This is a genomic window from Streptomyces sp. NBC_01465, assembly GCF_036227325.1.
Classification (GTDB): domain Bacteria; phylum Actinomycetota; class Actinomycetes; order Streptomycetales; family Streptomycetaceae; genus Streptomyces.
This window is the reverse complement of sequence record NZ_CP109467.1, coordinates 8,764,769-8,790,330: the sequence shown is the minus strand read 5'-3', so window position 1 is coordinate 8,790,330 and position 25,562 is coordinate 8,764,769. Positions and strand designations below refer to the sequence as shown.

Below are 25,562 nucleotides of genomic sequence, written 5' to 3'. Positions count from 1 at the left end.
GCAGATGACATGGCGAGATATCCTCCTGCACCGGCAGCAGAGCGGCAGGTCCGACGCGTGATCACGTAACTTGGAGAATCTCCATGATCTTAGAAGCCGCACCCATCCCACATCTGAGTACTGGGCCGTGTCAGGCTCCGGATGGCAGGCTGGTGATGCCGAGCTGCAGGAGCATGTCGAGGATGTCTTCGACAAAGGTGCCCTCGGCGATCTTGCCGTCGCGGATGCGGTAGATCCCCACGCCGTTCCACTGTGCCGACTTGCCGGTGGCGGGCAGGCCCATGAACGGGCCGGTGTTGGCACCGCTGTTGGTGAAGAGTGCGACCACTGTGTTGCCGTCGGCAAGGAACTGGTGCACTTGCAGATTCATCCCGGAGAACGCACCGGTGGCGTTGGCCTCCGCGAACACCCGGTACTCGTCCAGGCCGTGGTGCTCGCCGAGGCTGCCTCCTCGCCAGATCATGTCCTGGGTCCAGTAGGTGTTGAGGACAGAAAGGTCGCCTTTGTTGACGACGTTGTCGAGGAACCCCTGGACGATGGCGATGTTGTCCTGCGTGCTCATGACGATGCTCCTTGGGTTGAGGATCGGGTGCAGAGGCAAGGGTGGAAGCGGGGCGAGATGAGTCCGACGACGGCGCGGCCTGCAGGGGGCCTGGTTGGAGCCGTGAAGGCTGCCGGACCGGAGACCGAGGGTGGAAAGAGCGCACCTGTTTAGTCGGCGGTCTCGGCTTCGGGGACGAAGGAGACTCCGGTGAGCTGTTCGCTTGCCGACCACAGGCGTTTGCCCTCGGTCGGGTCGTCGGCGCCCTTGGGGAGCTTGGTCGGCTTGGGGGTGCCAGAGGTCTGGTCGCGTCCGGCGGGGCCGATGAACTGGCCCGTACGGGCCTGCGGGCTGGTCGCCGCGTACAGCGAGGGCCAGGCGGCGCCGTCGGCCGATCCCATGAGCAGGCGTGCTGCGAGCGGAGTGAGGATGCGGCCGAGGGCGCCGGTGCCGTGCTGCTGGAGGCCTGTCATCGCCGATCCCGGGTGGACAACGAGCGCCTTGAGGGGACTGTTCGCGGTGCGGCGCGCCAGTTCGAGGGTGTAGACGACGTTGGCGCGCTTGGACTTCGCGTAGGCCCCCATGGCGCGGTAGCGCTGTTCGCTCATGAGGTCGCCGAGCCGGCCGATCGGCCATCGAGCGGCGATGGCACTGACAGTGATCACGCGCGGCGCGGCCGAGCGGCGCACGGCGGGCCAGATCTGGGCATCGAAGGCGAAGTGGCCGAGGTGGTTGGTTCCGACAGTCATCTCAAAGCCGTCGCGTGTGGTCTGCCGCTCGGGCAGGTTCATCACACCTGCGTTGTTGAACAGCAAGTCGATCGTCTCGGTTTCGGCGACCCTGGTGGCGGCCTCACGGACGGAGGCGAGATCGGAGAGGTCGAGGACGAGCGTGTCGACTTTGGCTCCGGGTCCAGACGCGCGCACGGCCTCGGCGGCCTGGTCGAGTTTGGCCTGGCTGCGTCCGGCCAGGATGACCCGGGCGCCGTGCTGGGTGAGTACGCGAGCGGTTTCCAGGCCGATACCGCTGTTGCCGCCGGTAATCAGGGCGGTGCGGCCGGTCTGTTCGGGGATGACATCGGGGGTCCAGTGGCTCATCACTGCCACGCTCCTGTCGGGTTCGTGCCCGGCCGCCGCTTGATGCGGCTCTCAGGCGTATCAGCTTTACAGACCGGGAGTCTCTTATGGCGTACCACCAAGTTAAGGGACCGGCGGTCTGATGTCAAAAGACCGCCAGTCTGTAACATGGCGGGATGACGAACTTCCAGCGCGCACGCAGTGAAGAACAGCGCGAGATCCGGCGTCAGACCGTTCTCGACACCACTGCCGACATGCTCGAGGAGATGCCCGTCGGTGAACTGAGCCTCAATGAGCTGAGCCGACGCGTCGGGCTGGCGAAGTCGAATGTGCTGCGCTATTTCGATTCGCGCGAGGCGATCCTGCTGGAGCTGCTCGACCACGCCTGGCAGCAGTGGACCACCGATCTGCCCGGCCTTCTGAACGCTGGGATCGATGCGGATGCCCCGCTCAGCCGGCGTGGAGAGCAGCTCGCCACCGCCATCGCCGCCTCCCTGGCCGAGCGCCGGATCCTGTGCGACCTCCTGAGCTCCCAGGCGAGCGTGCTGGAACACAACGTTTCCCCAGAGGTGGCCGCCCGCTCCAAGCGCGCGGCCGTGGCCAACGTCATCGCCATCGCCGAACCGGTCCGCCAGCACCTTCCCGAACTGGGCGACAGCGCCCCCCAATTGGTCGCGGCCATGATCATGACCATTGGTGCAGTGTGGACCCACGCACGGCCCTCCCCGGCCATGCTCGCCGCCTACAACGCCGACCCCTCCCTCACCGCGTACAAGCTGGACTTCCCGACCGCCCTGCAGGACATGCTGGCCACACTCACAGCAGGCACTCTCACCCGCATGACCGCCTAACAGGAGCCACGCAGTCGGGGACCCCCCGATTCCGTAGCCGCCGACAGGTGAGTGCTTCCACCACCCGAAACGTCAGCGGGCTCCCCGCCCACAAGCACGAGAAGCCCCAACTGCCCGCCTGTGCCGGTCAACCAGTCATCGCCGTCACGACCAGCGCAACAGCCGCACCGCACAGCAGCACCGCAAGCGGCCATTCCAGCGGGCCGCGCCCGGTACGCCTGCGCCACAGCACCAGCCACGTCTCTCGCGGCACGTGCTCGATGTGATGCTCACGCTGCTGGACGCGGCGCGGGAGGGTGCGGCACTTCCCGTACGGAGCAGCTGCGAACGCCCCGAGCCGGTGCACGCGCGGTAGCCGGGCACCGGCAGAATGACCGCCGTGCCCCGTACCACTGCCACGTCCCCCTGCCCCTGCGGACTCCCCGCCCCGTACGCCTCCTGCTGCGGCCGCTACCACTCCGGTGCGGCCGCGGCCCCCACGGCGGAGGCGCTCATGCGCTCGCGCTACAGCGCCTTCGTCGTCCAGGACGCCGCGTACCTGCTGCGGACCTGGCACCCCACGACCCGGCCGCCCGGCATCGAGTTCGACGCGGGTCAGCGGTGGCAGGGGCTGGAGATCCTGGAGGCGACGGAGGGCACCGCCTTCCACACCAAGGGGACGGTCACCTTCCGCGCGCGCTGGAGCTACCGGGGTGAGGCGGACTCGCTCCATGAGCTCAGTCGCTTCGAGCGGTACGAGGGTGCCTGGGTGTACGTCGACGGGGCCTTCGCATAGGCAATCCCCGACCAGGTCGCAACCTCGACCGGCGACGCACGTCTGGTGGGTTGAAGGCGCCCTTCAGACCCTGTTTCCGTCACCCCCTCGGGAGAACCTCATGTCCATGCACACCCGCCGGCGCACCTACCTGGGCGCCGTCACCGGTGTCGTACTGCTGGTCGGCGGCGGCTTCGCCGTGCAGGCCACCGCCGACTCCGGGGCGAAGGCGTCCCCCGCCGTGCAGCCCGCCGTCCAGCCCGCGGCGAAGCCCGCCGCGCCGGCGGCCACCGGCAGCCCGAAGGTGGTCGAGGCGGGCACGTCCGGCACCGGCACCGGCGCCGGGAACGCACCCCGGGTGATCGACCCCGGCCACGGCGTCAAGAAGTAACAGCGCCACAGGGGGCGGGCCGGTCCCTCCGCGGGCCGGCCCGCCCCTCCCGCAACGGATCGAGGCCCATGCAGTACGCCATACCCGCGGTGCGGCCCTGGTGGTCCCGCCTGCTCGCCCACATGTCCCAGACCGAGGGCGCACCCCCGCGAGGACGCCGCACACGGGTGACCGGCACACCGTACGACGACCGACCGCCGTCCACGCTCACCGAGCTCTACCGTGCGCGCCGCCTCGACATGGTGCGGCTCGCGCTCTTCCTGGTGGACGACCTGCACACCGCCGAGGACGTCGTCCAGGACGCCTTCGCCGCCATGTGCCGCACCTACGGCACATCGCTGCGCGGGCTCGACGATCCCCGGGCCTATCTGCACACCGCCGTGGTCAACGCGGCCCGCTCCGTGCTGCGCAGGCGGCGGACGGCCCGTTCCTACACCCCGCCGCACCAAGGGCACGGACCGCCGGTCGACGAGGCGCTGCTGCTCGCCGAGGAACACCGCCAAGTTCTCGCAGGCCTAGCACAACTGACACAGCGTCAGCGGGAAGTACTGGTGCTGCGCTACTGGTCGGAGCTGACCGAGGCTCAGATCGCGCAGACGCTCAATCTCTCGCGCGGCACGGTGAAGTCCACCGCGAGCCGCGCGCTCGACATGCTGGAGAAGAAGCTGGGGGACGACCGATGACGCCCACTGTCGAAGAGCGGCTGCAGGAGGCTCTTGCGGCCCGGGCCGCGCGCGTCACGTACGGCGGACTGCGCCGCGACGCACCCCCGCAGGGCCGGAGCTGGGGGATGCGCCGGGTGCGCATCGCCGCCTTCGCGGCGCTCGGCGCTGTGGCAGCGGCGGCGGCCGTCTGCCTGCTGGTCCTGCCCGGCGGCCCGCTGGACCCAGCCCCGGTGCCACCCGCCCGCACCCCGGGCGTCAGCGAACCGCCGTCGCCCACGCCCCCGGTCGGCCCCTCCAGCAAGTCCCCCCGCGTGATCGTCAGCCCGTAGGGCTCGTCGTTTGGATCTCCGGTAGTCGGCCAGGGCAACTGACCGGAGAGTCGATCGCGGTGTCGCTTGTGGCATCGGCGCGGAAGGCTACCGCACGAGCCCACTGCAGCAGTTCGAAGTGAGGGTGGTGCGGGGATGCCGGGCAAACGCGGAGCTGCAGGTTGTTGCCACCGGTGATGTCGATCAAGGTGAAGTTGCCATCCCGTGCGCCCAGGGCCGGCGGGCCCGGGGTTGGCCGGTCCTGCTCGGCGATCCAGGTCGCGCTGCCCCCGTCCCATTCCGATGAGGCGATGGTGAGGAGCGGGACCGCCTCGGTGCCGCACTCGGGGCAGGAGCGGTCGACTGGGTCGGTGGGGCTCCAGCGCGTCCAACCGCCGATCTTCCAGCCGGGGGCGGTGCAGAGGTTGTTCAGGTAGAGCTCGCCAAGGTCGTCCGCGTAGGTGTTATACCGCGCGGAGTCGATCGTCTCCCAGCGGCTCATGTCGTCCAGCTGGTCCCGAAGTTCCTTGCTCAGCTCCGAGGGGTTGGGGTATTCGACGACCTGCTCCGGTGAGAACAGGCACGGCTCTGGGAGGTACCAGCCATCCTGGACGATCGGCGGCTCGGGCGGTGCCTCGAGGACGTCGGTGACGGTTACGGAGGACCGCCAGAAGAGGGCGGTCCTCGGGTGTGCCATCTCGTGGTCGAAGGGGCACCAGAGGACTTGGAGCAGGTCCGCGTCGGACGGGCAGGGGAAGGGGATGTCGCGGGCGTACAACTGAGCGACGGGCACGAGAGAGATCGGGCCGTCGAACCACGGGCGGCCCACCCTGATCAGATCCAAGATCTCCTGTTCCTCAGGAGTCCGCTCGGGCGCCCAGGGATCGAGGTCAGGGCGCTCGGGCGCTGCGGTGAGGACTCGGCGCTGGAGCCGGATGTCGTCCGGGAGTGCAGACTCCCGCATCAGAACGCGTTGTGCTCGAGCAACTGACGAGGGGTGTGCAACTCGATCGCCTTCAGCGCGATTTCCGAATCCGCCTTCGCCGATGCCTCGCTCCCGCGCAGGGCATCGGACCGCACCGACCCGAAGCGGTTTAAAGCCCTAGGTCATGGCTGGTCTCGGTGAGGTGGCGGCTCATGGCTTCAGCTGCGGCGTCCGGGTCGCCGGCGACGACCGTATCGAGGATTTCCCGGTGCGCGTCGATGGTCTCCCCGTGGCTGCTGCCGCGCTGCTCCCGGCCCTGGAAGCTGGTGCGTCGAACATCCAGCAGGACGCCGTTCATGGCTGACAGGATGAAGGAGAGGACATTGGAGTTGGCGAGGTCGGCAACGGCCTGATGGAAGGCCAGGTCCGCGGCGATGAAGCCGTCGGGGTCGCCTGTGTGGTCGTGCATGGCGGCCAGCGCCTGCTCGGCCTCGTCGACCGTTCCGTGGCCGGCTGCGACTCGCGAGGCCGCGCGGCGGGCCAGCGCGCCCTCGATCACTTGGCGAGTATCGATCAAGTCGCGCAGGTCCATCGAGTTCTGGTTGAGGCGGAACTCCAGGATCTGCTCCAGGACCGCAGGAGAGGGCACCGCGACCCGGGCCCGCTTCCCCTGGCTGGAGACCAGGACACCTCGGGCTACCAGAGTGCGGATGGCCTCGCGGATCACCAGACGGTTCACCCCGTGCCGCTCGGCGAGTTCGCCCTCGGCCGGGACCTCGTCCCCGGCTTGGAGATCCCGCTGCTTGATCTCTGAGATGATCTCGCGCACGATCTGGTCACTCAGCGTGCTGCGCCCGATCGTCATGCGGCCTGCCCTCCGCGCCTGAAGGGCTGGAGCGCGGTGCAGATCGGCCAACTGCCGCCGTGCGGGGCCTGCGCCACCTGGGACACCTCACCGAGCATGCACGAAGCTCCTCTTCCTGGTACTGAGCGAGCATGACGATAACATTCGCTCCTCAACCTCGCAGCATAGCTTCCAGGTTGGTTCTTGGGCGGGCCTTTTCCCCGTCCGGGGAACCGAACGGGGTCCGGCCCTCTGCGGCAGGAGGGCCGGACCGGTGGGGACGGGTAGAAGGGTCAGCCGGGCAGACCGACGGCGCGTTCACCACTGCGGCGCTGCTGGATGACAACGGCGACGACCAGCAGGGTGCCCTGGGCGACGTTCTGCCAGAAGGCGTTGATGCCCTGGACGGTGAGTCCGTTCTCGAGGCAGCCGAGCAGCGCGACGGCAAGCAGGGTGCCGCCGATGCCGCCTTTGCCGCCCTTGAGGGCGCAGCCGCCGAGCGCGGCGGCGGTGATGGCCTTGAGTTCGAGGCCCTCGCTGCCGGAGGTGGGCTGCCCGCTGCCGGTGCGGGCGGTCAGCAGGATGCCGGCAACGGCGGCGACCGCGCCGATGAGGGCGTAGACGGCGACCAGGTACTTGTTGATGTTGATGCCGGACAGGCGGGCGGCGGTGTCGTTTCCGCCGATCGCGTAGATGTTGCGGCCGATGTCGGTGTACTTCAGGAGCAGGTGGACGGCGACGGCGGCCATGATGAGGATCCACACCATCACAGGCAGTCCGGCGATCTTGCCGCGGCCGAGGAAGATGAAGACGTCGTCGTTGAGGACGTATCCCTGTGCGCGACCGTTGGAGATCAGTTGGGCCAGGCCTTTGTACGCGGCGAGGCCGGCCAGGGTGGCGATGGTGGGGTTGACGCGTCCGTAGACGATGATCACGCCGTTGAGGATGCCGATCAGGATGCCGACGGCTATCGCTGCGGCCATGCCGGCGTAGGGGTTGGCGCCAGAGCTGGTGAAGGCCATGGCGGAGACGACGGAGGCGACTCCTGCCTGGGAGCCGACGGAGATGTCGAGGCCGCCGCAGATGATGACGACGGTCTGCACGATAGCGAGCAGTCCGGTGATGGTGGCGGCTTCGGCGATGACCTGCATGTTGGAGATGCTGAGGTAGTTGTCGTTCAGCACGCCGAACAGGCCGAGGACGATGACCAGGGCACCGATCAGGCTGAGGTTCTGTCCGCCGATGGAGGCCAGGAGGGAACGGGCGGTGCGGCCGGCGGGCTTGGAGGGCGCCGTCGGCCGGGTGGTGGTGATGGTCATGAGGTGGCTCCAGAGGCGGGTGGGATCGTGCTGAGGTCGTCGGCCATGGCGAGGGCGAGGATGGTCTCCTCGGAGGCGGCGTCCCTGCCGAGTTCGCCGGTGATCCGGCCGCCCTGCATGACGACAATGCGGTCGGCAAGGCCGAGGACCTCGGGCAGTTCGGAGGAGATCACCAAGATGGCGACGCCTTCGCGGGCAAGGTCGGCGATGATCTGGTAGATCTCCGCCTTGGCGCCGATGTCGATGCCGCGGGTGGGTTCGTCGAGGATGAGGAGCTTGGGCTTGCGGGCGAGCCAGCGAGCGAGGACGACCTTCTGCTGGTTGCCGCCGGAGAGCTTGCGGACTTCATGTTCGATGGAAGGGGTGCGCACCCGCAGGCGGTCGACGTAGTGCTGGGCGAGTTCCCGCTCGGCGCCGCGGCGTACGAAGCGCCAGCGGCGCAGCCGCTCCAGAACGACAGCGGAGGTGTTGTCGCGGATCGAGCGCTGCAGGAACAGCGCCTGGGCCTTGCGCTCCTCGGGGGCCAGGCCGAGCCCGGCCTTGATGGCCTCGCCGGGCCGTCCGGAGCGCAGTTGCTTGCCGTCGAGGGTGACGGTGCCGGAGCGGACGGGTCGGTCGCCGGCAAGAGCGAGGGCGAGTTCGGAGCGTCCGGCGCCGATCAGGCCGGCCAGGCCGACCACCTCACCGGCCCGGACCTGGAGGTCGATGTCGTGGACGTCGTCGGTGGAGACGCCCTGTACGTCGAGGACCAGTCGGTCGGTGGCGACGTGTTCACGGGAGAACATGGCGGACAGGTCTCGGCCGACCATCAGGCGGACGAGTTCACCGTCATTGGTGGCGTCGGCGTCGAGCACGTCGACCAGGGCGCCGTCACGAAGCACCGCTATCCGGTCGGCGAGGCGGAAGATTTCCTGCATCCGGTGGGAGACATAGATGACGGCTATGCCCTCGTCGCGCAGGCGGCGGATCAGGCCGAAGAGTGCCTCGACCTCGTGGTCGGACAGCGAGGAGGTGGGTTCGTCGAATGCGATCACCTTGGCTTGGCCGGTCAACGCCCGCATGATCTCGACGAGTTGACGCTGGGCCGGGGTGAGCTGGGAGCCGAGCAGGTCCGGGTCGAGGACGTCGGCAAAGCCGAGGCGCTCCAGATCGGCGGTGATGAGTCGGCGCAGTTCGGCACGGTCCAGGCGGCGGCCGGCACGGCGCGGCAGGGAGCCGGCGTAGACGTTCTCCGCGACGGAGACGTGCGGGATGATCTCGGGTTCCTGCGGGATGATCCGGATGCCTGCCCGGCGGGCGTCGGTGGGAGAGCCCAGGTCGATGGGCCGGCCGTGCAGCAGGACCCGGCCCTCGGTGGGCTGGTGGTCGCCGGTGAGGATCTTGAGCAGAGTGGACTTGCCGGCGCCGTTCTCGCCCATCAGGGCGGTGACCCGGCCGGCCGGGAAGTCGAGGGTGACGCCGGTGAGGGCCTGGACGGCGTCGAAGCGTTTGACGAGGTTCTCGACCCCGGCCCCGCTGCCGGGGCTGCCGGTGGCGGGAGAGGGGGGCCTCTCGGCGGGTGTGGTCATGGCAGGCCTCGCTGGAGAGTGTGGACGGTGGCGCGGGAATGGGTGCCGGGCGGCCCGCGAGGGAGGCGCGGTGCCGCACCGGCGGCCGGGGGTGTCAGCTGCAGGTGGCGCCGGCGCTCTTCCAGGTGGAGGCGTCGACCATGGTGGTGGGGGCGAACGCCTCGGCCGGCATCTCCTTGCCGTTCTTGAGCCGGTCGTACATGGTCTGGACGGCGAGCGCGCCCACGTCCTTGCCGTTGATGAACAGGGCGGCCTTCATGCCGGAGGCCTTGGTGCTCTGCCAGTCCTTGCAGGCCAGGTAGGCGCCGAGGCCGACACCGATCACGTCGTCGGCCTTGAAGCCGGCGTTGGCGAGCGCGGTGACGCCGCCCTGGACGTTTTCGTCATTGCAGCCCCAGACGATCCAGTGCTTGACGGCGGGGTTGGCGGTGACGGTCGCGGCGATCTTGTCCTGGGCGCCGGTCGGGGTGTTGTCGGTGGCGACGTCGATCTTCTTGACGCCGGAGCCTGCTGTGGCGGCGAAGGCGGTGTTGGAGGCCTTGACCCGGTCGCCGCAGACGGTGACGTCCTGCTTCCAGGCGGAGATGATCCGGGTGTCGGCCGCGCTCCAGCCTGCTTTCTTGTACTCCTGGGCGGCGCGCTTGCCCACCTCGCCGCCCATCTGCTGCCCGGAGAAGCCGATGCGGGGAATGAGCGCAGCCTTGTCGCAGGCCGCCGGGTCGGGGCCGGTGGCGCAGATCTGGTCGTCGGAGGTGAGCAGCGCGACCTTGGCGTCCTTGGCGATCTGGACGACCTGCGGGCCGGTGGCGGGGTCCGGCACCACGACGATCAGGCCGTTGGTCTTCTGCGCCACAGCGGACTGGACCTCGCTGATGGTCTTGTTGGCGTCATTGCCGAGGTTGACGATCTTCAGGTCGACGCCGAGCTCGGCGGCCTTGGCCTTGGCCCCGTCGGCCTCGCCGATGAAGTACTCCTGGTCGCCCTGCTTCTGCAGGTACGTCATGGAGATCTTCTTGCCGACGGGGGCCACGCTGGCGGAGGAGGACGTGGACTCCTTGCCGGAGGAACAGCCGGTCAGCACGAGGGAGGTGACCAGGGCGGTGGCACCGAGGGCGGCTGCTCTTGGGGAGGGTACGAGGGACATGTTCGGCTCCATGAGGGGTGAGAATCGTGCGGGTGGAAGGTGGTTGTGTGCTCCGGCCTGCGGCGGTGGTGCGCTCAGGCGAAGCGGGCGGACACGCCGCCGTCGACGGGCCAGTCGGCACCGGTGACGAAGCCGGAGGCGTCGGAGAGCAGGAACGCCACCACGGCGGCGACGTCCTCGGGGGTGCCGAGGCGGCCGAGGATGTGCTTGTCCAGGGCGTCCTGGCGGACTTGCGGGGGGTGCTGGGCGAAGTACTCGGCGAGCAGGTCGGTCTCGATGTAGCCGGGGCTGACCGAGTTCACGCGGATGCCCCGGGGTCCGACCTCCAGGGCGAGGCTGCGGGTCAGGCCCACCAGGCCGGACTTGGCGGCCGCGTACGGGAACATGCCGGGGCACGTCAGGGAGGCGTGCATGGAGGCGATGTTGACGATCGAGCCGTGCCCGCGGGCGAGCAGGTCGGGCAGGACCGAGCGCGCGACCAGCCAGGCGCCCTTGAGGTCGACGCCGAACACTTCGTCCCAGTGGTCGACCGTCATTGCGACGGGGTCGGCGTAGGAGTTGCGCCCGGCGTTGTTGACCAGGCCGGTGGCGGGCCCGATGTGGTCGCGAAGGGTGGCCACCGATGCCGCGACCAGAGTCTCGTCGGTGATGTCGCAGGCGGCCGCGGCGGCGTCCGGACCGAGGCGGTCGGCCAACCGTGCAGCCCCCTCGCCGTCGATGTCCAGCAGGCCGACCCGGGCCCCGGCGCCCACCAGGGTGGTTGCGATGGCCGCACCGATGCCCCGGGCGGCGCCGGTGACGAGGACGGTGTGGCCGGAGAGGTCGATCATGGGGTGATTCCGTTCAGGGCGGGGGTCAGGATCTCGTCGAACTCGGCGAGGAACCGGTCGACGCCGGCGATCTCGTGGGAGTCCAGGCCGCGCGCGGGGTGGCGGCAGTACGGGTTGTCGATCAGGCCGCGGCGGTACGAGATGAGCTTCTCCACCGCGATGATCAGCTCGACCTCCTGCATCCAGTACCCGAGGTGGGGCACGAGCCGGGTGTGCAGGTGCAGGGCTTCGTCGGGCGCGCCACCGTGCCAGAGCTCCCATATCCGCTGGTAGACCTCGGTGAAGGAGCAGCCCGGCTGTACCCCGGTGATGCCGCGCCGCAGGCCGTCGGCCAGTTGCAGGCCGGCGTAGCCGACAAAGGACCGCAGGGCGGGCGTGCCGCCGGAGAGGTCCTCGGCGAGGCGGCCGGGCAGCGCGGTCTCGATCTTGACCGCGACCAGGTTCGGGTTCTCCTCGGCCAGTCGTCGCAGCCCGTCCGCAGTGAACGACGAGCCGGTCTGGGCGGGCGCGTACTGAAGGATCACCGGCACGGGTGCGACGGCGGCCAGCACCGCGGTGACGTGGCGGCGAACCTCCTCGGCCGACGGCCCGAGGAAGTGGGGCGGCAAGAGGTTGATCGCGTCCGCGCCGGCCTCGACGGCGGCGGTGGCCCGTCGGACCGCGAGCAGGGTGGCGTGGTCGGGGATGGAAATCACGGCCGCCACGTCGGGCCGGGCACCGGTCAGGTCGAGGAGGCGGTGGGTGAGCAGTTCCCGCTCGGTGTCGTCGAGTTTGTGGAACTCGCTCGCGAAGCCGGGGAACATGACGGCACTCACGCCGGTGTCCAGGACGTGGCGCGCCATCCGGTCGAAGCTGTCGGGGTCGAGGTCGCCGTCGGCGGTGAACGGCACCTCGAGTACGGGCATGACGCCGCGCAGCAGATTCTCGGCCCCGGTCCGGTCGGTGTCGGTCGCACTCATCAGAAGGGGGCCTTTCCGGGCTGGTCGCCGCTGCGGCCGACCAGGAAGTCCAGGTCGACGCCCTCGTCGGCCTGCAGGACGTGGTCGACGTAGAGCCGGGTCCAACCGCGTTCGCCCTGCGGGGGGCGCGGCGGGGACGCCCAGGCCGTGCGGCGGGCCAGCAGTTCGGCGTCCTCTACATCCAGATGCAGGGTGCGGGCAATGACGTCGAGTTCGACGGTGTCGCCGGTGCGCACCAGCGCGAGCGGGCCGCCGACAGCAGCTTCGGGCGCCACGTGAAGGACAACGGTGCCGTAGGCGGTCCCACTCATGCGGGCGTCGGAGATGCGCACCATGTCGGTGACGCCCTGGGCGAGCAGTTTGGTCGGCAGCGGCAGGTTGCCGAGTTCGGGCATGCCTGGGTATCCGCGCGGGCCGAGGTTGCGCACCACCAGAACGGTGTCGGCGTCGACCGCGAGGTCAGGGTCGTCCGCGGCGTGCAGGTAGTCCTCGATGCTGTCGAAGACCAGGGCAGGGCCTCGGTGGTGGAGCAGTTCGGGGGAGGCGGCGGACTGTTTGATGACGGCCCCGCCCGGTGCCAGGTTGCCGCGCAGCACGGCCGTCCCGTTGTCGGCACTCTGGACGGGGTTGTCGAGGGCACGGATCACCTCGCGGTCCCAGATCTGGTGGCCGGCGAGGTTCTCGCCGAGGGTGCGGCCGGTGACGGTCGGCGCGGTGGGGTCCAGCAGGTTGCCGAGCTCGGCCATCAGGGCGGGCAGGCCACCGGCGTAGGCGAAGTCCTCCATCAGGAAGCGGCCGCTGGGCATCAGGTCGGCGAGCAGCGGGACGCGTCGTCCGATCTCGTCGATGTCGTCGAGCGCCAGCGGCACGCCGGCCCGGCCGGCGATGGCCAGCAGGTGCAGGACGGCGTTGGTGGAGCCTCCGATGGCTGCGTTGACGACCACGGCGTTGGTGAACGCCTTGCGGGTGAGGATGTCGGAGGGCCGCAGTCCCTCCCTGGCCAGCTCGACGGCACGGGCGCCGGACTGCTCCGCGAGCTGCGCGCGGCGGGCGTCGGCGGCAGGCAGGGCGGCGGCGGCGGGCAGTGAGAGGCCGAGCGCCTCGGTGAGGCAGCCCATGGTGGACGCCGTCCCCATCGTCATGCAGTGGCCTGCCGAGCGGGCCAGGCAGCCTTCGAATTCGTCGAAGTCGTCCTGGGTGATGCGCTTGGCCCGCAGGTCCTCGCTCATTTTCCAGATGTCGGTGCCGGAGCCGACCGTACGGCCGCGGAAGCGCCCGGTGAGCATGGGGCCGCCGGAGAGCGCGATGGCGGGCAGGTCGACGCTGGCTGCGCCCATCAGCTGGGCGGGCAGGGTCTTGTCGCAGCCGCCGAGCAGGACGACGGCGTCCAGCGGATTGGCCCGGATCGTCTCCTCGACGTCCATGCTCATCAGGTTGCGGAACATCATGGAAGTGGGCCGCATCAGCGGCTCGCCGATGGACATGGTCGGGAACTCCAGGGCCAGCCCGCCTGCCGCGGTGATCCCTCGGCGAACCGATTCGGCGAGGGTACGCAGGTGGGCGTTGCACGGGCTGAGTTCCGACCAGCTGTTGCAGATGCCCACCACGGGCTTGCCTCGCAACTGGTCTCGGGTGAGGCCGAGCTGGCGCATGTGGTGCCGGGCGATGAAGCCGGACTTACCGGGTTCGTCCCACCAGGTGGAACTGCGCAGGGGGCTCATGACTGACCGCCTGGGCGGGGTGCTGCGGCGTGCTGTCGGCGCATCGGTGCGCGCCTCCTCAGGAGTGCTCGGGATCCGGTCCACGAAAAGGAACCGGCGGACGACGAGGCCGACACCCGGAAAACGGGTGAGACGGTGGGCCGCCGGGTGGATGCGGTCGATCGTGGCGCTTAGCAGCTAAGCTGTCAATGCTTCTCTACATAACTTCTTAGCAGCTAAGCTCGGCCCGCTCCGACGCATCCGAACGAAAGGGGAATGGCCGTATGACCATCGCGAGGGGAACCCTGAGCGACCTCGTCGTCCGGGAGATCATCGGGGAGATCGCCCAGCGGCGTCTGCGGGCAGGGGACGAGATCCCCTCCGAGGGCGAGCTCTCCGAACGCCACGAGGTGAACCGGCTCGCCGTGCGGGAGGCCATCCGCATCCTGGTGGCCCGCGGGGTGCTGGCCTCCAGTCAGGGCAGACGGGCTCGTGTCGCCGTCCCCAGCCCGGAGGTCCTTGGGCAGATCCTGGAGTTCCGGCTCAATCAGAACTCCCTGGACGTACGGGACCTGCTGGACACCCGCCGGGTGATCGAGGGCGAGCTCGCCCGGCGCGCCGCGACGCGGATCAGCGTAGGCCAGGGCTCCGCCACCGGCGCGAAGCGCGCACTGGAGACCATGCGCGAGTCGGTCGCGGACAGCGAGGCCTTCGTCGTCGCCGACCTGGCCTTCCACGAGGCGGTGGCCGAACTCGCCTCCTCCGAGGTCTTCTCCTTCATCCTGGCGGCCATGAACGGCGCCCTGCTGGAAGCCCGGCGCGCCAGCTACCGCGGCCGGGAACGGCGCGGCAGCGGCCAGGGCGACACGATCGAGGCCCACCGGCGCATCCTCGACGCCATCATTTCGGGCGACGCCGAACGAGCCGCGGCCGCCATGACCGGCCACCTGGAGGAAACCAGCCGGGATCTCGGGCTCCTGTGAAGCCCCCGGATGGGCACTATCGCAAGACCCTTGGCAACTAGGCTGCTAAGAAGCTATAAGTGGACGGCCGGGGGCCCGTCGCGCCTTCGCCCCGGCGGGCCCGGTGACACCGCTGCCGGCATCCGCCGCCCCGCCGTGTCCGCCCCGGCCGCCGCCACGCCATCACCCAAGGAATCCGCCATGCTCACCGACCTGCCGTACCGGACGATCGCCATCGTGCGCGGGAACGACCGCCTTGCCGCACTGCGCACGGTCGTCGCCCTCGCCGAGGAGGGCATCACCGCCGCCGAAGTCTCACTCACCACACCCGACGCCCTCTGGGTGATCGAACAGGCCCGTCGCGAACTCGGCGCCGACGCCGCCCTCGGCGCGGGAACCGTACTGACCGCCGCCGACGCCGCCCGCGCCGCTGATGCCGGGGCGAGCTTCCTCGTCTCCCCCGGCCTCGGCACGGACCTGCGCCGCGCTGCACCCTTCGCGCTGCCCATACTGATCGGCGCCCTCACCGCCAGCGAGGTCATGGACGCCATCGAACACGGCGCCCTCGCCGTCAAGCTCTTCCCCGCCTCGCTCGGCGGCCCCGGATACCTCTCCGCCCTGCGGGACCCCTTCCCCCATGTCCCGTTCGTCCCCGTGGGCGGAGTCGACGCGAACATGGCCCGCGCCTACCTGGCCGCAGGGGCAACCGCCGTCGGTGTCGGCTCTCCCCTGATAGGCGACGCCGCCACCACCGGCGACCTCGCCCCGCTGCGCGCCAGGGTCGCGGCCTGGCGCACAGCGCTCACCGAGGAGACGGTGGCATGAGCGGCGCCGCCGCACCCGAGGTGGTGGTTGTAGGGGAGGCCATGGCCGCACTGCGGTCCACCGGCCCGATCAGGCTCGGCCCCACCATGGAAATGTCCGTCGCCGGCGCGGAGTCCAACGTCGCGATCGGCCTATCCCGCCTCGGCCACCGGGCCGCCTGGGTCGGCGCGGTGGGCAACGACGCGTTCGGCGCGCTGATCCTGCGCACCCTGCGCGCCGAGGGCGTCGACACCGCCCACGCTCGCACCGACCGGTGTGGGCGGCCCACCGGCCTGCTGATCCGCGAGAACTGCATCGGCGACGTGGCCAGGGTCGGCTACTACCGCACCGGCTCCGCCGGGTCCGCGATTCACGCCCGCGACGTCCTACCAGCGCTCGACCCTGCCGTACGGATCCTGCACCTGACCGGCATCACCCCGGCGCTGAGCGGGTCAGCCGCCGAATCGGCCCTCGCCGCCGCAAAGCGGGCCCGCTCGCTCGGCATCCTGGTCTGCCTGGACATCAACTACCGGGCCCGGCTGTGGAGTCCCGAACAGGCCGGGGAGGTCCTGCGGGACCTGTGCCGGTCCGCCGACGTCCTCGTCGCCTCCGCCGACGAACTGCACCTGGTCTGCGACGAGCCCGGTCTGAGCGAGGGCGACGCCGTCGCCGCGCTGCTCGCCCAGGGCTGTCGCGAGGTGGTGATCACCCGCGGCGCAGACGGCGCCGGCGTCACCACCGCCCTCGGCAGTGTCACCGTCGAGGCACGTCGGGTGCCCGTCGTCGACGTGATCGGCGCCGGCGACGCCTTCGTATCGGGCTACCTCTCCGGCATCCTCGACGGGCTCGACGCCGAGGCCCGCCTTCACCGAGCCGCTGCCACGGCCGCCTTCGCTGTCGCCACCCGAGGCGACTGGGAGGGCCTGCCCGTCCGGGACGACCTCGAACTCCTGGACCGGCCCGCCGGCACCACGCTGCGCTGACTGCCCCCTCCCCCAGGGAGCTCCACCGCCGACCACCGCCGCAGAACTTGCCGCGGTGGTCGGCGGCATGCTCGCGCACGTTCCGGCCAGGGCGTGCGGCGCCTGCGGCCGCCGAACCCCCGCAAAGAAACCTGCTGTGCGAGGTATTGCCGACGAGTACTCGCGTCCCTTATATCTGCTTAGAAGCTTAGCTGCTAAGAAAGGCATGTAGGTGACACCACCCCGCCGCACCACCACCCCGTCCGACTCCGACTCCGCCAGAGGTCTCCTCTCGCGGCGCGCCGCGCTGAAGGGCCTCGCCGCCGCAGGAATGCTCACCGCGGTCGGAAGCGGTGGCCTGTTCCTCGCCGCTCCCGCCGCAGCGGCAACAACCGCCCCCGAGATCCCGCCCCTGCCCGACACCGTGTCCGGTGTCGCTACCCCACAGGTGCCCGTCACCTCGGGCTGGCGCTACACCACGAACCCGCCCTCCTCGTTCTGGACAGTGGGCACCGACACCTCGGCCTGGAAGCAGATCAACGTGCCGGGCGAGCCAGCCCTCCAGGGCCAGACCGTCCCGTCCGGCACCGAATGCGCCTACTCCGTCAAGGTGACCGTCCCCGCTGACTACGCCGGCCGGCGCGTCATGCTGCGCTTCGACGGCGTCTACAACTACGCCCGGCTCTGGGTGAACGGCACCCTGGTCCGCAGCCACGACGGCGGCTTCACCACCTGGTACGCCGACATCACCTCACTGGTCACCCCCGGTCAGCAGGCCACCGTCACCCTCGGCGTCACCGACAAGCCCACCAGCATCGCCGGGCAATCCGACTACGCGCACCACATCATCGGCGGCATCCTGCGCGACGTGACACTGGTGGCCCTGCCCGCCGCCTACCTCACCCGGCTGCACGCCGACACCACGTTCGACTCCTCCTACGCCAACGCCACCCTCACCGTCACCGCCGCTGCCGCACTTCTACCGGCCGGCGCCAGCGGCAAGGTCGCCCTGACCCTGACCGCACCCGACGGCCAGCAGGTCGCCCTCTCGCCCGCCACCCTGACCCTCAGCGACACCGCGCCGCAGGCCTCAGTGGCGATCCCGGTGACCGCCCCGCGCAAGTGGGACGCCGAACACCCCAACCTCTACACCCTGAAAGCCACCTTCCAGGCCCAGGGGCAGAGCCAGACCGTCACCCGGCAGATCGGCTTCCGGCAGGTCAAGGTCCAGGGCAACCAGTTGCTCATCAACGGCAAGCCGGTGCACCTGCTCGGCGCCTGCCACCACAGCATCACCGAGACCCTGGGGCGCTCCACCACCCCCGCCCAGGAAGAACAGGCCGCCCGCCTCTACAAGGAGGCAAACTGCAACTTCATCCGTACCTCGCACTACCCGCCGACGCCGGCCCTGCTGGAGTGGGCCGACCGGCTGGGCCTGTACGTCGAGGTCGAGGCGCCCGTCTGCTTCCAGTACAGCACCGTCGACGACAGCGCCTACACCGATCAGTACATGGCGCAGTACGCCGAGATGCTGGAACGCGACCGCAGTCACGCCTGCGTCGTGGAGTGGTCGGTCGGCAACGAAAGCGGGATGGGCACCAACTTCGCCCAGGAGAACACCTACTCCCACCAGACCGACCCCTCCCGTCCCACCGTCTTCGAGGACGTCAGCCAGGCGAACGGCGGCAACCAGACCGACGTCTACAGCGGCCACTATCCGACCCTGACCAACTCCAACGGCAACGCCAACCAGCCCATCCAGTACGGCGAGTTCGCCCACGTGCCGTGCTACAACACCGGCACGCTGCGGGCCGACCCCGGCGCCCGGGACTTCTGGGGCCACAGCATCGCCAAACACGCCGCCAAGTTCCGTACCACCAACGGCGTGGTCGGCGGTGCGATCTGGGCTGCCATCGACGAGGTGTTCCACCTCCCCTCGGGGCCGGTCGGCTACGGCGAGTGGGGCATCATCGACCTGTGGCGCCGCCGCAAGCCGGAGTTCTGGCTGACCAAGAAGGCCTTCTCACCGGTGCGGATCGCCGACGGCGTGCTCACCGGACTCACCCCCGGCGCAGCGATCCCGGTGGCGGTCACCAACTGGTACGACCACACCGACCTCGCCGAACTGGCCATCAGCTGGCAGATCGGCAACAGGTCAGGCACCCTCACCGGCGTCAGCATCCCCGCGCGGCAGAGCGGGACGCTCACCGTCCCGGCCGGCGCCTGGTCCGCAGGCGACGTGCTACAGCTGACCTTCAAGCGCTCCGGGGCCCTCGTCGACGACTACAGCCTGTGGCTCAACACCCGCACCACACCCGACTTCCCTGCGGCCGGCGGCACGACCCCCACCGTCCAGGACACTACCGGCCGCATCACGGTCACCGGCGTCGACACCCCTTTCACTGTCGTCTTCGACAAAACCACCGCCCGCCTCGTCCAGGCCACCGCCGACAGCGCCCAGATCCTCACCGGCGGCCCCGACCTGGTCATCTCCCGCACCGTCCCCGGCGAGTGGGCGGGCAGTTCGGCGAGCGTCACCACCACAGGCGGTCAGGCGGTGGTCACCCTCACCGGCCGGTTCGGCCCCGTCAACACCACCATCAAAATCTCCATCGACGGCAGCGGCCTGCTCACCACCACGTACACCGTCGCCAACCCGCCCACCGGCTCACCCAGCGACATCGGCATCCGCTACACCCTCGCCGACGGCACCGACACCCTGGCCTGGCAACGCGATGCCCAGTGGACGGTCTACCCCAGCGACCACATCGGACGGACCACCGGAACGGCCACCAAGACCCGCGCCTCCGGCACCGACGGCTACCGCACCGAGCCGACCTGGCCGTGGTCCCAGGACACCCACAGCTATTTCCTGTTCGGCAAAAACAGCACCGCCCACTGGACCAACGACTTCCGCAGCACCAAGGCAAACATTCGACTCGCCAAGGCCACCGCCGGAACCTCCGGACCCGGCGCCCAGGTCGAATCCGACGGCAGCGACTCGGTCCGCCTCGAACCCGTCGAACCGATCGTCATCGACGACTCCTCGTCCCAGATCGTCTACACAGGAGCCTGGACCCACGCCGACGCGTCAAGCGGATACACCAGCGGGGACCTCTTCTCCACCGAGTCCTTCAGCAACTCCGCCGGGGCGACCGCCGAACTCACCTTCACCGGCACCGGCGTCGGTCTCTACTCCGCCCTGGCCGACAACCTCGGCATCGTCAAGATTTCCATCGACGGCGCCCAAGCCGCCACAGTCGACCTCTACGGCCCCGGTAAGGCCGCCGGCACGCTGGTCTTCCGCAGCACGGCCCTCACCTATGGACAGCACACCGTCAAGGTTGAGTGCACCGGCACCAAAAACAGTGCCTCCAAGGGCACTTACGCCCTGGTCGACGCGTTCAAGGTGGTCAGCTCGATCATCGACGACGCCTCGGGCCAGATCACCTACACCGGCACCTGGAGCCACGGCGACTCCTCCCAGTCCTGGACCTCCGGCGACCTGGGCCGCACCGAATCGTTCAGCCGGATCGAAGGCGACAGCGCCACCGCCACCTTCCGAGGCACCGGCATCCGGGTGATCGCCCCCAAGAGCTACAACCAAGGCATCGCCAAGATCTCCGTAGATGGCGACACCCCCACCCAGATCGACCTGTACGCCGCCACCAAGCAGTTCGTCCAGACGGTCTACGAGAAGACCGGTCTCGACGACGGCCTGCATACGGTGACGATCCAGGTCACCGGCACCAAGAACGCCTCGTCCTCCGACTCCTATGTCGTGCTCGACGCCTTCGACGTCATCACCGCCGACCCGTTCACCGGAGCCGTTCCCGGCGTCAACCTCGTCATCAGCTCCAAGCTCAACTACCCCGACCTCGCCTGGGGCAACTACACCGACCCGGCGATCACCCTGCCCACCAACTACAGCGCCACTGCCAAGCTGCGACTGCTCGGCTGACGAACCATCCGGGCATCTCCCACCTCAGGCCGAGGCTGCGGCCGGTCCCACGAGGCGACCGGCCGCGGTCCGCCCCTCCGCCCCTAACACCCTGTGTCGTCGGCCCCAACACCAGTCGGCGGACGGCAGTCGGCGGAGTGTGGGGCAGGAGGCCCTAGGAGACTAGGCGGTACATGATCTGCCGGAGCGACATCGGGAGCAGCTGCGCGTAGCGGGCCCCTTCCTGTAATGCGTGGCTCCTTGCCCCCGAGCCGATCGAGGCCGACGGGAGCCGTATCGCCGACAACACCGCTCCCGCCACTTGTCCTCACGGCCGTTCGAGACAGAGGGGAACTCCCGCTCTCCCTCTGTGGGTCGTTGAGGACAGCGAGCGTGGGGGTGACACCCGGGGGGCGCCGTCGTCAGGTTGGCGCGACGCTATGCGGGCCCGCGCAGTCTCGTCGCTCCTCGTACTCCGGAAGCGGTCACCCGACGCACTCCCCACACCGCGAGTCCCGCTGCCACCAGCGGTGCGATTCTCCGGCTGAGGATCCCGTTGCCGTCGGTGCCGATGCCGTGCCCGGGGAGCAGGCCGACCCGCATGGTCAGTTCGCGGTTTGACGCGTCCCGTAGCAGCGAGCGGAGCTGGTCGACGGTCGAGTTTCCCGCGACGATGAGTTCCAGAGCGCGGCGCGCTGTCTGCTCGCGGGAGAAGACATCGCGGGCCAGCTCCACCATTACGTCGGTGAGGGCGTCCTCGAAGACGTCCAGGGCCGAGAGTTCAGGGGCGATGCGGCGGACCGAGCCCTCGATGTTGGTGATCGATTTGCCGAGCATGCCGACCATCGGGCTGGTGCGGATGCCGCGGTGGGCGGCGCAGCGCAGGACGTTCGTGATGGCGATGCCGAAGTCGAGGTCCTCCAGGGCTGCCGAGGCGATGAGCGGGACGAGGCGTGCCAGGTCCTGCTGGAAGCCGGGCAGGTCGGCGAAGGGGGTGGTGCGGCCCATCTCGGTCCAGGCGGAGGCGAGACCGCGGGCATCGTTCTGGGCGAGGCTGGTGAGGGCCATGACGCCGAGCGAGCCGAGGTTGCGGTCGATGCGGCCGACCATGCCCCAGTCGATGAGGGTGGCGCCGTGGTCGGGGTGGACGAAGATGTTGCCGGGGTGCGGGTCCGCGTGGAACATCCGCTCCACGAAGTAGCCCCGGTACATGAAGGAGAGCAGGTCGCTGCCGATCCTGCGGCGCTGCTTGAGCGAGTACGCCGACAGGTCCGTATGGTTGAGGGACGTGCCCGGGGCCAGGGACTGGAGCAGGATCTGCGGTGTCGCCCGATGGACTTCTGGGACGTGGATGCCTTTGAAGTCCCGTGCCATACGCCGCCCTTGGGCCATGTGGCGGGCCTCGGCGGTGAAGTCGAGTTCGGGCTGCATGCAGTCGAAGACGACCTGGAGTGTGGCTTCCACGTCCAGGACCGAGTCGATACGGGGAACGGCGCGGCCCACGATCCTTGCCGCGCGCCGCAGTTGGGTCATGTCGGCGTAGACCCGGGCACGCGTGCCGGGGCGTTGGATCTTCAGCACCGCCACCCGGCCGTCGGCCAGGACGACCCGGTAGACCTGGGCGAGCGAGGCGGATCCCAGCGGCGTATCGGTGTCGATGTCCCGGAAGAGCGAGCGCCAGTGCGTCCCCAGCTCCTCGCGCAGCACCGGCTCGAAGACGGTGAACGGTTCCGTACGGACCGCGTCCTGGAGGTGCGCCAGTTCGCCGAGTACCGCATCGGAGACGACGTCCGAGCGGGTCGCCAGGACCTGGCCGACCTTCACCCAGAACGGGCCGAGTTGCTCGATCGTCTCCCGGATGCGGCGGGCCCTGCGCCGCTGGCCGGCCAGCGCCACCCGGTCGACGTCGATGCGTTCGCGCGAGGCGAGCACGTCGGAGACGAGGAGGGTCATCAACCGGGCGACCAGGAGATTGCGGTTCATGGAGCCGCCTGCTCCCCCGGTGCCCCGAACAGGCCGCGCTGCACCGGCAGGAACGCTGCGATCACCTGGGCCACCGTATCGAGCGTGCAGTCGGCGCCCGTGGACTCGTGCCGCACCCGCAACCGCTCGCCCGCCTGCAGCCGGGCCCTGAATTCCTCGGGGCTCACGAACTGGCCGCTCCCCCCGGTGTCCTTGAGCCGCCCGTCGCGGGTGCGCAGCAGTACGCGCAGAGGGCGGGGGTCATCAACATGTGCCATGGGGTCCTCCTGTCGGTGCGATGCGCCTCAGCGACCGAACAGGCGTGCGCCTGCTTCGAAGTCGGCCCGGACGGTGAAGAACTGCGTGAGGGCGTCGAGGAACTCGGGTTTGGTGATCTGCCCGTCCCCGTCGCTGTCGAGTTCGTGAAAGGCTCGGTTGAGGTCGGCCGAGTGCAGCTTGGGGCCGAAGACTGTTCGGTATTCGGCCATGTCCAGGTGCCCGTTGCCGTCGCTGTCCGCTGCGTCGAAGACTGCCGCCATCGCCGGCAACAGACCCTGTTGTACGTAAGGGGAGGCGGTGCCTGCGACCGGAAGGGTGGCTGTGAGGAACTCGGTCCGCGAGACGCGGCCATCGCCGTCGGCGTCGAGTGCGGACAGCTGTGTCCACCAGGCGTCGAAGGCTTCGTACACGCGCTGTTCCGCAGTGTCGCTCAGGTCGAGTGGCCAGCAGACGCTGCGAGCCATCGCGTAAAGGTCCTCGCGGGTGATGAAGTTGTCGCCGGTCTGGTCGAGGACGTCGTCGAAGAAGGTGGCCACGCGCGCGGATCGTACGTCGCGGGGTGTGCGGCGCGGTGTGGGCAGAGGGCGGCGGGCCGTGTGCGGCTGGAGCTGGCCACCACCGAGGGCAGTGGCGGCCAGCGGGAGGTAGCGTCGGCGCGCCGGCTGTCCGACCAGGGCCCAGCGGGCGCTGTGATGCACGAGCCACGACACCGCACGGTCATGGCCGTTCGCGCGCAGCCCGAGCCGACGGCGGTAGGTGTCCGGCAGGTCGGCCCGCAGGACGGAGCCCATGACCGCCCCGGCGGCGCGGGTGGCCAGATGCCACAGCGGCTTCGGGCAGCGGGCGAGCCAGTCCGGGGCGGGCACCGTGGCGTACAGCGCGCCCATCAGATGGCGGACCTCCGCGTTGTCTTCCAACTCCTCGGCGACCACCGCGTCCCAGTGGGCGCGGCACGCTGCCAGATCGCGTGGTACGACTTCGTCGGCGATGCCGAAGGCGACGGTGATCGTGCGCCACTCCGCCCACAGTTGCGACTCGGCGGCCGGGGAGAGCGGCCGGCCGCCGAGTCGCTCCATCTCCACCATCGCGTCGAAGAGGGTGAGGGCGATCCACAGGCGGCTCTCGTCATGCAGCCCGCTGTAGGAACGGCCCTGTTCATCGGTGCCGTTGATGTGCCGGTGCACACGGCGGATGCGGGCGAATTCCTTCTCCCGGGTGTCCTCGTCGCCGTAGGTGAGGCGCTGGAGGCTGTCCAGGGTCAGTTCGAGGCGGCGCAGCGGGCGGGTGCGGTACGTGGAGTGCTGGGCCAGGGCCGCTCCCCCGGCGGGCAGTGCCGCCTCCAGGACCAGGGCTCGGCCGGTGACCAGCAGCATCCGCCGCTGTCCGAGCAGCCTCCAGCACAGGGAGCCGGGGCCGGGCAGGGATTCGGGGTCTTCTTCAGGAAGTTCGGGGCGTTCGCTCACGCCGTGCAGGCTCCCTTCACTCCGCTCTCCACAAACACAGAAATACCAACTCTCCAGCTTTTTAACTCTATAGAGGTACAGAACACCAAAATTCTCTTTTGTTCGTCTCTGTACGCTTGCCCACAAATCAGCCAGGGTACAACCGAGTTGTCCACGTGCCCGCTGCTCACCGACTGGACAGGTATTGATCGACACCCGTGTCATGGAAACCCTGAAGAGCACGAGCAGGACGTTCTTCCTTCCGATCATGCGCCTCGACGGGGAGCTGAGAGAGACCGTCGCGGCCTACTACCTCGCCAACCGCGCTCTCGACGAGATCGAGGACCATCCCTGCCTGCCGCCGCACGCCAAGACCCGCCTACTGCGCGGCGTAAGCCGCCTCCTCCAGCAGGAATCCTTCACACCGGATGACCTCGATGAGTTGTTCCACCCGCACCTCGACCACCTGCCACCCGTCACCCGCCGCTTCCACGAGTGGGCCGTCACCCTCCCTCCCGCCGACGTGGCACCACGCCTGTGGGACTCCCTGGCCGCGCTCGCCGACCGCATGGCGGTCTGGGTGGATTCCGGATTCAGGATCCACGACGAGGCCGACCTGGACCGCTACACCTTCGCCGTGGCAAGCTCCATCGGCATCACACTCGCCGACCTGTGGACCCGGTACGCCGGAATCGTCACCTCACAGTCCGGGGCCGTCGCCTTCGGCCGCGCCGTGCAAGCGGCGAACATCGCCTGGAACCACGACGACGACCTGACCCGCGGCGTCGACTTCTTGCCGCCCGGCTGGACCGCCACCGACATGAGCCATTACGCGCACCGTCATCTCCCTGCCGCCCGCGCCTACACCGACTCCATCGCGGCCGGGCCGATCAGGGACTTCTGCGCACTCACCCTCGACATCTGCGACACCACACTCACCGCCCTCCAAGAGGGCACCCCCCTGGACCGGGAGACCATCACCTCACTCGCGGCCCGGTACGCGATCCGCGTACCGGAGACAACTGCGGAAACCGTCGCGAGGAAACGATGACCCGCGCCACAGCGCTCAGCACAGCTTTCCGCCGCCGGTCGCCGTGATGACGCGCAAAATGACCGAAGCGCCCATCGCTCCGCAGCCTGTCCCGATATGGCGGGTCGCCCGGGCCGGAGCCGCCCAAAGGGAGCCCTGGTTTCAGCGCAGCGGGTTGTGGTCCCGGATCTCGCTCAGCAGCGCAGCCCAACAACCTCGGCAGCCGCAGCCGCAGCGCGCAGGACGCGCCCCCACCAGATGCCGAGGATGCATCGCGTCCGCGTGAGCGAACACGACCTCTAAGGG

At 69.5% G+C, this 25,562-nt stretch carries 24 protein-coding genes; 10 read left to right on the top strand and 14 right to left on the bottom strand.

The window, feature by feature from the left end:
* Window positions 1-130 precede the first annotated feature (130 nt).
* Both OG707_RS40785 and OG707_RS40780 read right to left on the bottom strand, forming a co-directional pair.
* Entirely contained in the window at window positions 131-562 is a 432-nt protein-coding gene (locus OG707_RS40785) for an ester cyclase (RefSeq protein ID WP_329127154.1), read from the bottom strand.
* 149 nt (window positions 563-711) lie between these two features.
* On the bottom strand, window positions 712-1,638 hold the full coding sequence (locus OG707_RS40780; RefSeq protein WP_329127153.1) for an oxidoreductase: 927 nt from the start codon (window positions 1,636-1,638) through the stop codon (window positions 712-714).
* A 155-nt stretch (window positions 1,639-1,793) separates the two neighbouring features.
* Here OG707_RS40780 and OG707_RS40775 point away from each other — a divergent pair, with 155 nt between their 5' ends.
* Entirely contained in the window at window positions 1,794-2,468 is a 675-nt protein-coding gene (locus OG707_RS40775; RefSeq protein ID WP_329127152.1) for a TetR/AcrR family transcriptional regulator, read from the top strand.
* Window positions 2,469-2,595: 127 nt separating this feature from the next.
* Here OG707_RS40775 and OG707_RS40770 read toward each other — a convergent pair whose 3' ends face one another.
* On the bottom strand, window positions 2,596-2,814 hold the full coding sequence (locus OG707_RS40770; protein ID WP_329127151.1) for a hypothetical protein: 219 nt from the start codon (window positions 2,812-2,814) through the stop codon (window positions 2,596-2,598).
* 24 nt (window positions 2,815-2,838) lie between these two features.
* Here OG707_RS40770 and OG707_RS40765 point away from each other — a divergent pair, with 24 nt between their 5' ends.
* The 4 genes from OG707_RS40765 (at window position 2,839) to OG707_RS40750 (ending at window position 4,607) form a co-directional block, all read left to right on the top strand.
* Entirely contained in the window at window positions 2,839-3,243 is a 405-nt protein-coding gene (locus OG707_RS40765) for a YchJ family protein (protein ID WP_329127150.1), read from the top strand.
* A 100-nt stretch (window positions 3,244-3,343) separates the two neighbouring features.
* Entirely contained in the window at window positions 3,344-3,613 is a 270-nt protein-coding gene (locus OG707_RS40760; RefSeq protein WP_329127149.1) for a hypothetical protein, read from the top strand.
* 68 nt (window positions 3,614-3,681) lie between these two features.
* Complete coding sequence (locus OG707_RS40755) at window positions 3,682-4,296, top strand: RNA polymerase sigma factor (RefSeq protein WP_329127147.1); 615 nt, start codon at window positions 3,682-3,684, stop codon at window positions 4,294-4,296.
* A complete protein-coding gene (locus OG707_RS40750) occupies window positions 4,293-4,607 on the top strand; it encodes a hypothetical protein (RefSeq protein ID WP_329127145.1) in 315 nt (104 codons plus the stop codon). The genes OG707_RS40755 and OG707_RS40750 overlap by 4 nt, the downstream gene beginning before the upstream one ends.
* On the opposite strand, the gene OG707_RS40745 is transcribed toward OG707_RS40750, so the two are convergent.
* The 8 genes from OG707_RS40745 to OG707_RS40710 form a co-directional block, all read right to left on the bottom strand.
* Window positions 4,597-5,550, bottom strand: coding sequence for a hypothetical protein (locus OG707_RS40745; protein ID WP_329127143.1), 954 nt, complete (start codon window positions 5,548-5,550; stop codon window positions 4,597-4,599). The two genes, OG707_RS40750 and OG707_RS40745, sit on opposite strands and share 11 nt — an antisense overlap.
* A gap of 130 nt (window positions 5,551-5,680) precedes the next feature.
* Window positions 5,681-6,376, bottom strand: a complete 696-nt coding sequence (locus OG707_RS40740) for a FadR/GntR family transcriptional regulator (RefSeq protein WP_329127141.1) — start codon at window positions 6,374-6,376, stop codon at window positions 5,681-5,683.
* 272 nt (window positions 6,377-6,648) lie between these two features.
* Entirely contained in the window at window positions 6,649-7,674 is a 1,026-nt protein-coding gene (locus tag OG707_RS40735) for an ABC transporter permease (RefSeq protein WP_329127139.1), read from the bottom strand.
* Entirely contained in the window at window positions 7,671-9,242 is a 1,572-nt protein-coding gene (locus OG707_RS40730; RefSeq protein WP_329127137.1) for a sugar ABC transporter ATP-binding protein, read from the bottom strand. Before OG707_RS40730 ends, OG707_RS40735 begins: the two co-directional genes overlap by 4 nt.
* Before the next feature lie 94 nt (window positions 9,243-9,336).
* Window positions 9,337-10,386, bottom strand: a complete 1,050-nt coding sequence (locus OG707_RS40725) for a substrate-binding domain-containing protein (protein ID WP_329127136.1) — start codon at window positions 10,384-10,386, stop codon at window positions 9,337-9,339.
* Window positions 10,387-10,460: 74 nt separating this feature from the next.
* A complete protein-coding gene (locus OG707_RS40720) occupies window positions 10,461-11,216 on the bottom strand; it encodes an SDR family NAD(P)-dependent oxidoreductase (protein ID WP_329127135.1) in 756 nt (251 codons plus the stop codon).
* Window positions 11,213-12,175 carry a dihydrodipicolinate synthase family protein gene (locus OG707_RS40715; protein WP_329127133.1) on the bottom strand — a complete coding sequence of 321 codons (963 nt, stop codon included), beginning with the start codon at window positions 12,173-12,175 and terminating at the stop codon, window positions 11,213-11,215. Before OG707_RS40715 ends, OG707_RS40720 begins: the two co-directional genes overlap by 4 nt.
* A complete protein-coding gene (locus tag OG707_RS40710) occupies window positions 12,175-13,896 on the bottom strand; it encodes an IlvD/Edd family dehydratase (protein WP_329127130.1) in 1,722 nt (573 codons plus the stop codon). The genes OG707_RS40715 and OG707_RS40710 overlap by 1 nt, the downstream gene beginning before the upstream one ends.
* Window positions 13,897-14,159: 263 nt before the next feature.
* Here OG707_RS40710 and OG707_RS40705 point away from each other — a divergent pair, with 263 nt between their 5' ends.
* From OG707_RS40705 to OG707_RS40690, 4 genes are all read left to right on the top strand, one after another.
* Window positions 14,160-14,858, top strand: a complete 699-nt coding sequence (locus OG707_RS40705; RefSeq protein WP_329127128.1) for a FadR/GntR family transcriptional regulator — start codon at window positions 14,160-14,162, stop codon at window positions 14,856-14,858.
* A gap of 180 nt (window positions 14,859-15,038) precedes the next feature.
* Window positions 15,039-15,662 carry a bifunctional 4-hydroxy-2-oxoglutarate aldolase/2-dehydro-3-deoxy-phosphogluconate aldolase gene (locus OG707_RS40700; protein ID WP_329127126.1) on the top strand — a complete coding sequence of 208 codons (624 nt, stop codon included), beginning with the start codon at window positions 15,039-15,041 and terminating at the stop codon, window positions 15,660-15,662.
* Window positions 15,659-16,624: a sugar kinase gene (locus OG707_RS40695; protein ID WP_329127124.1), complete on the top strand. Its 966-nt coding sequence runs from the start codon at window positions 15,659-15,661 to the stop codon at window positions 16,622-16,624. The genes OG707_RS40700 and OG707_RS40695 overlap by 4 nt, the downstream gene beginning before the upstream one ends.
* Window positions 16,625-16,835: 211 nt before the next feature.
* Entirely contained in the window at window positions 16,836-20,564 is a 3,729-nt protein-coding gene (locus OG707_RS40690) for a glycoside hydrolase family 2 TIM barrel-domain containing protein (protein ID WP_329127123.1), read from the top strand.
* Between the two features lie 417 nt (window positions 20,565-20,981).
* Here OG707_RS40690 and OG707_RS40685 read toward each other — a convergent pair whose 3' ends face one another.
* Genes OG707_RS40685 through OG707_RS40675 form a run of 3 tightly spaced genes read right to left on the bottom strand, consistent with a single transcriptional unit; the run spans window position 20,982 to window position 24,247 of the window.
* Window positions 20,982-22,526, bottom strand: a complete 1,545-nt coding sequence (locus OG707_RS40685; RefSeq protein WP_329127121.1) for an ABC1 kinase family protein — start codon at window positions 22,524-22,526, stop codon at window positions 20,982-20,984.
* Window positions 22,523-22,783 carry a hypothetical protein gene (locus tag OG707_RS40680; RefSeq protein WP_329127120.1) on the bottom strand — a complete coding sequence of 87 codons (261 nt, stop codon included), beginning with the start codon at window positions 22,781-22,783 and terminating at the stop codon, window positions 22,523-22,525. The genes OG707_RS40685 and OG707_RS40680 overlap by 4 nt, the downstream gene beginning before the upstream one ends.
* 27 nt (window positions 22,784-22,810) lie before the next feature.
* Window positions 22,811-24,247, bottom strand: a complete 1,437-nt coding sequence (locus OG707_RS40675) for an oxygenase MpaB family protein (RefSeq protein WP_329127118.1) — start codon at window positions 24,245-24,247, stop codon at window positions 22,811-22,813.
* A 202-nt stretch (window positions 24,248-24,449) separates the two neighbouring features.
* Here OG707_RS40675 and OG707_RS40670 point away from each other — a divergent pair, with 202 nt between their 5' ends.
* On the top strand, window positions 24,450-25,277 hold the full coding sequence (locus OG707_RS40670) for a squalene/phytoene synthase family protein (RefSeq protein WP_329127117.1): 828 nt from the start codon (window positions 24,450-24,452) through the stop codon (window positions 25,275-25,277).
* Window positions 25,278-25,562: the final 285 nt, after the last annotated feature.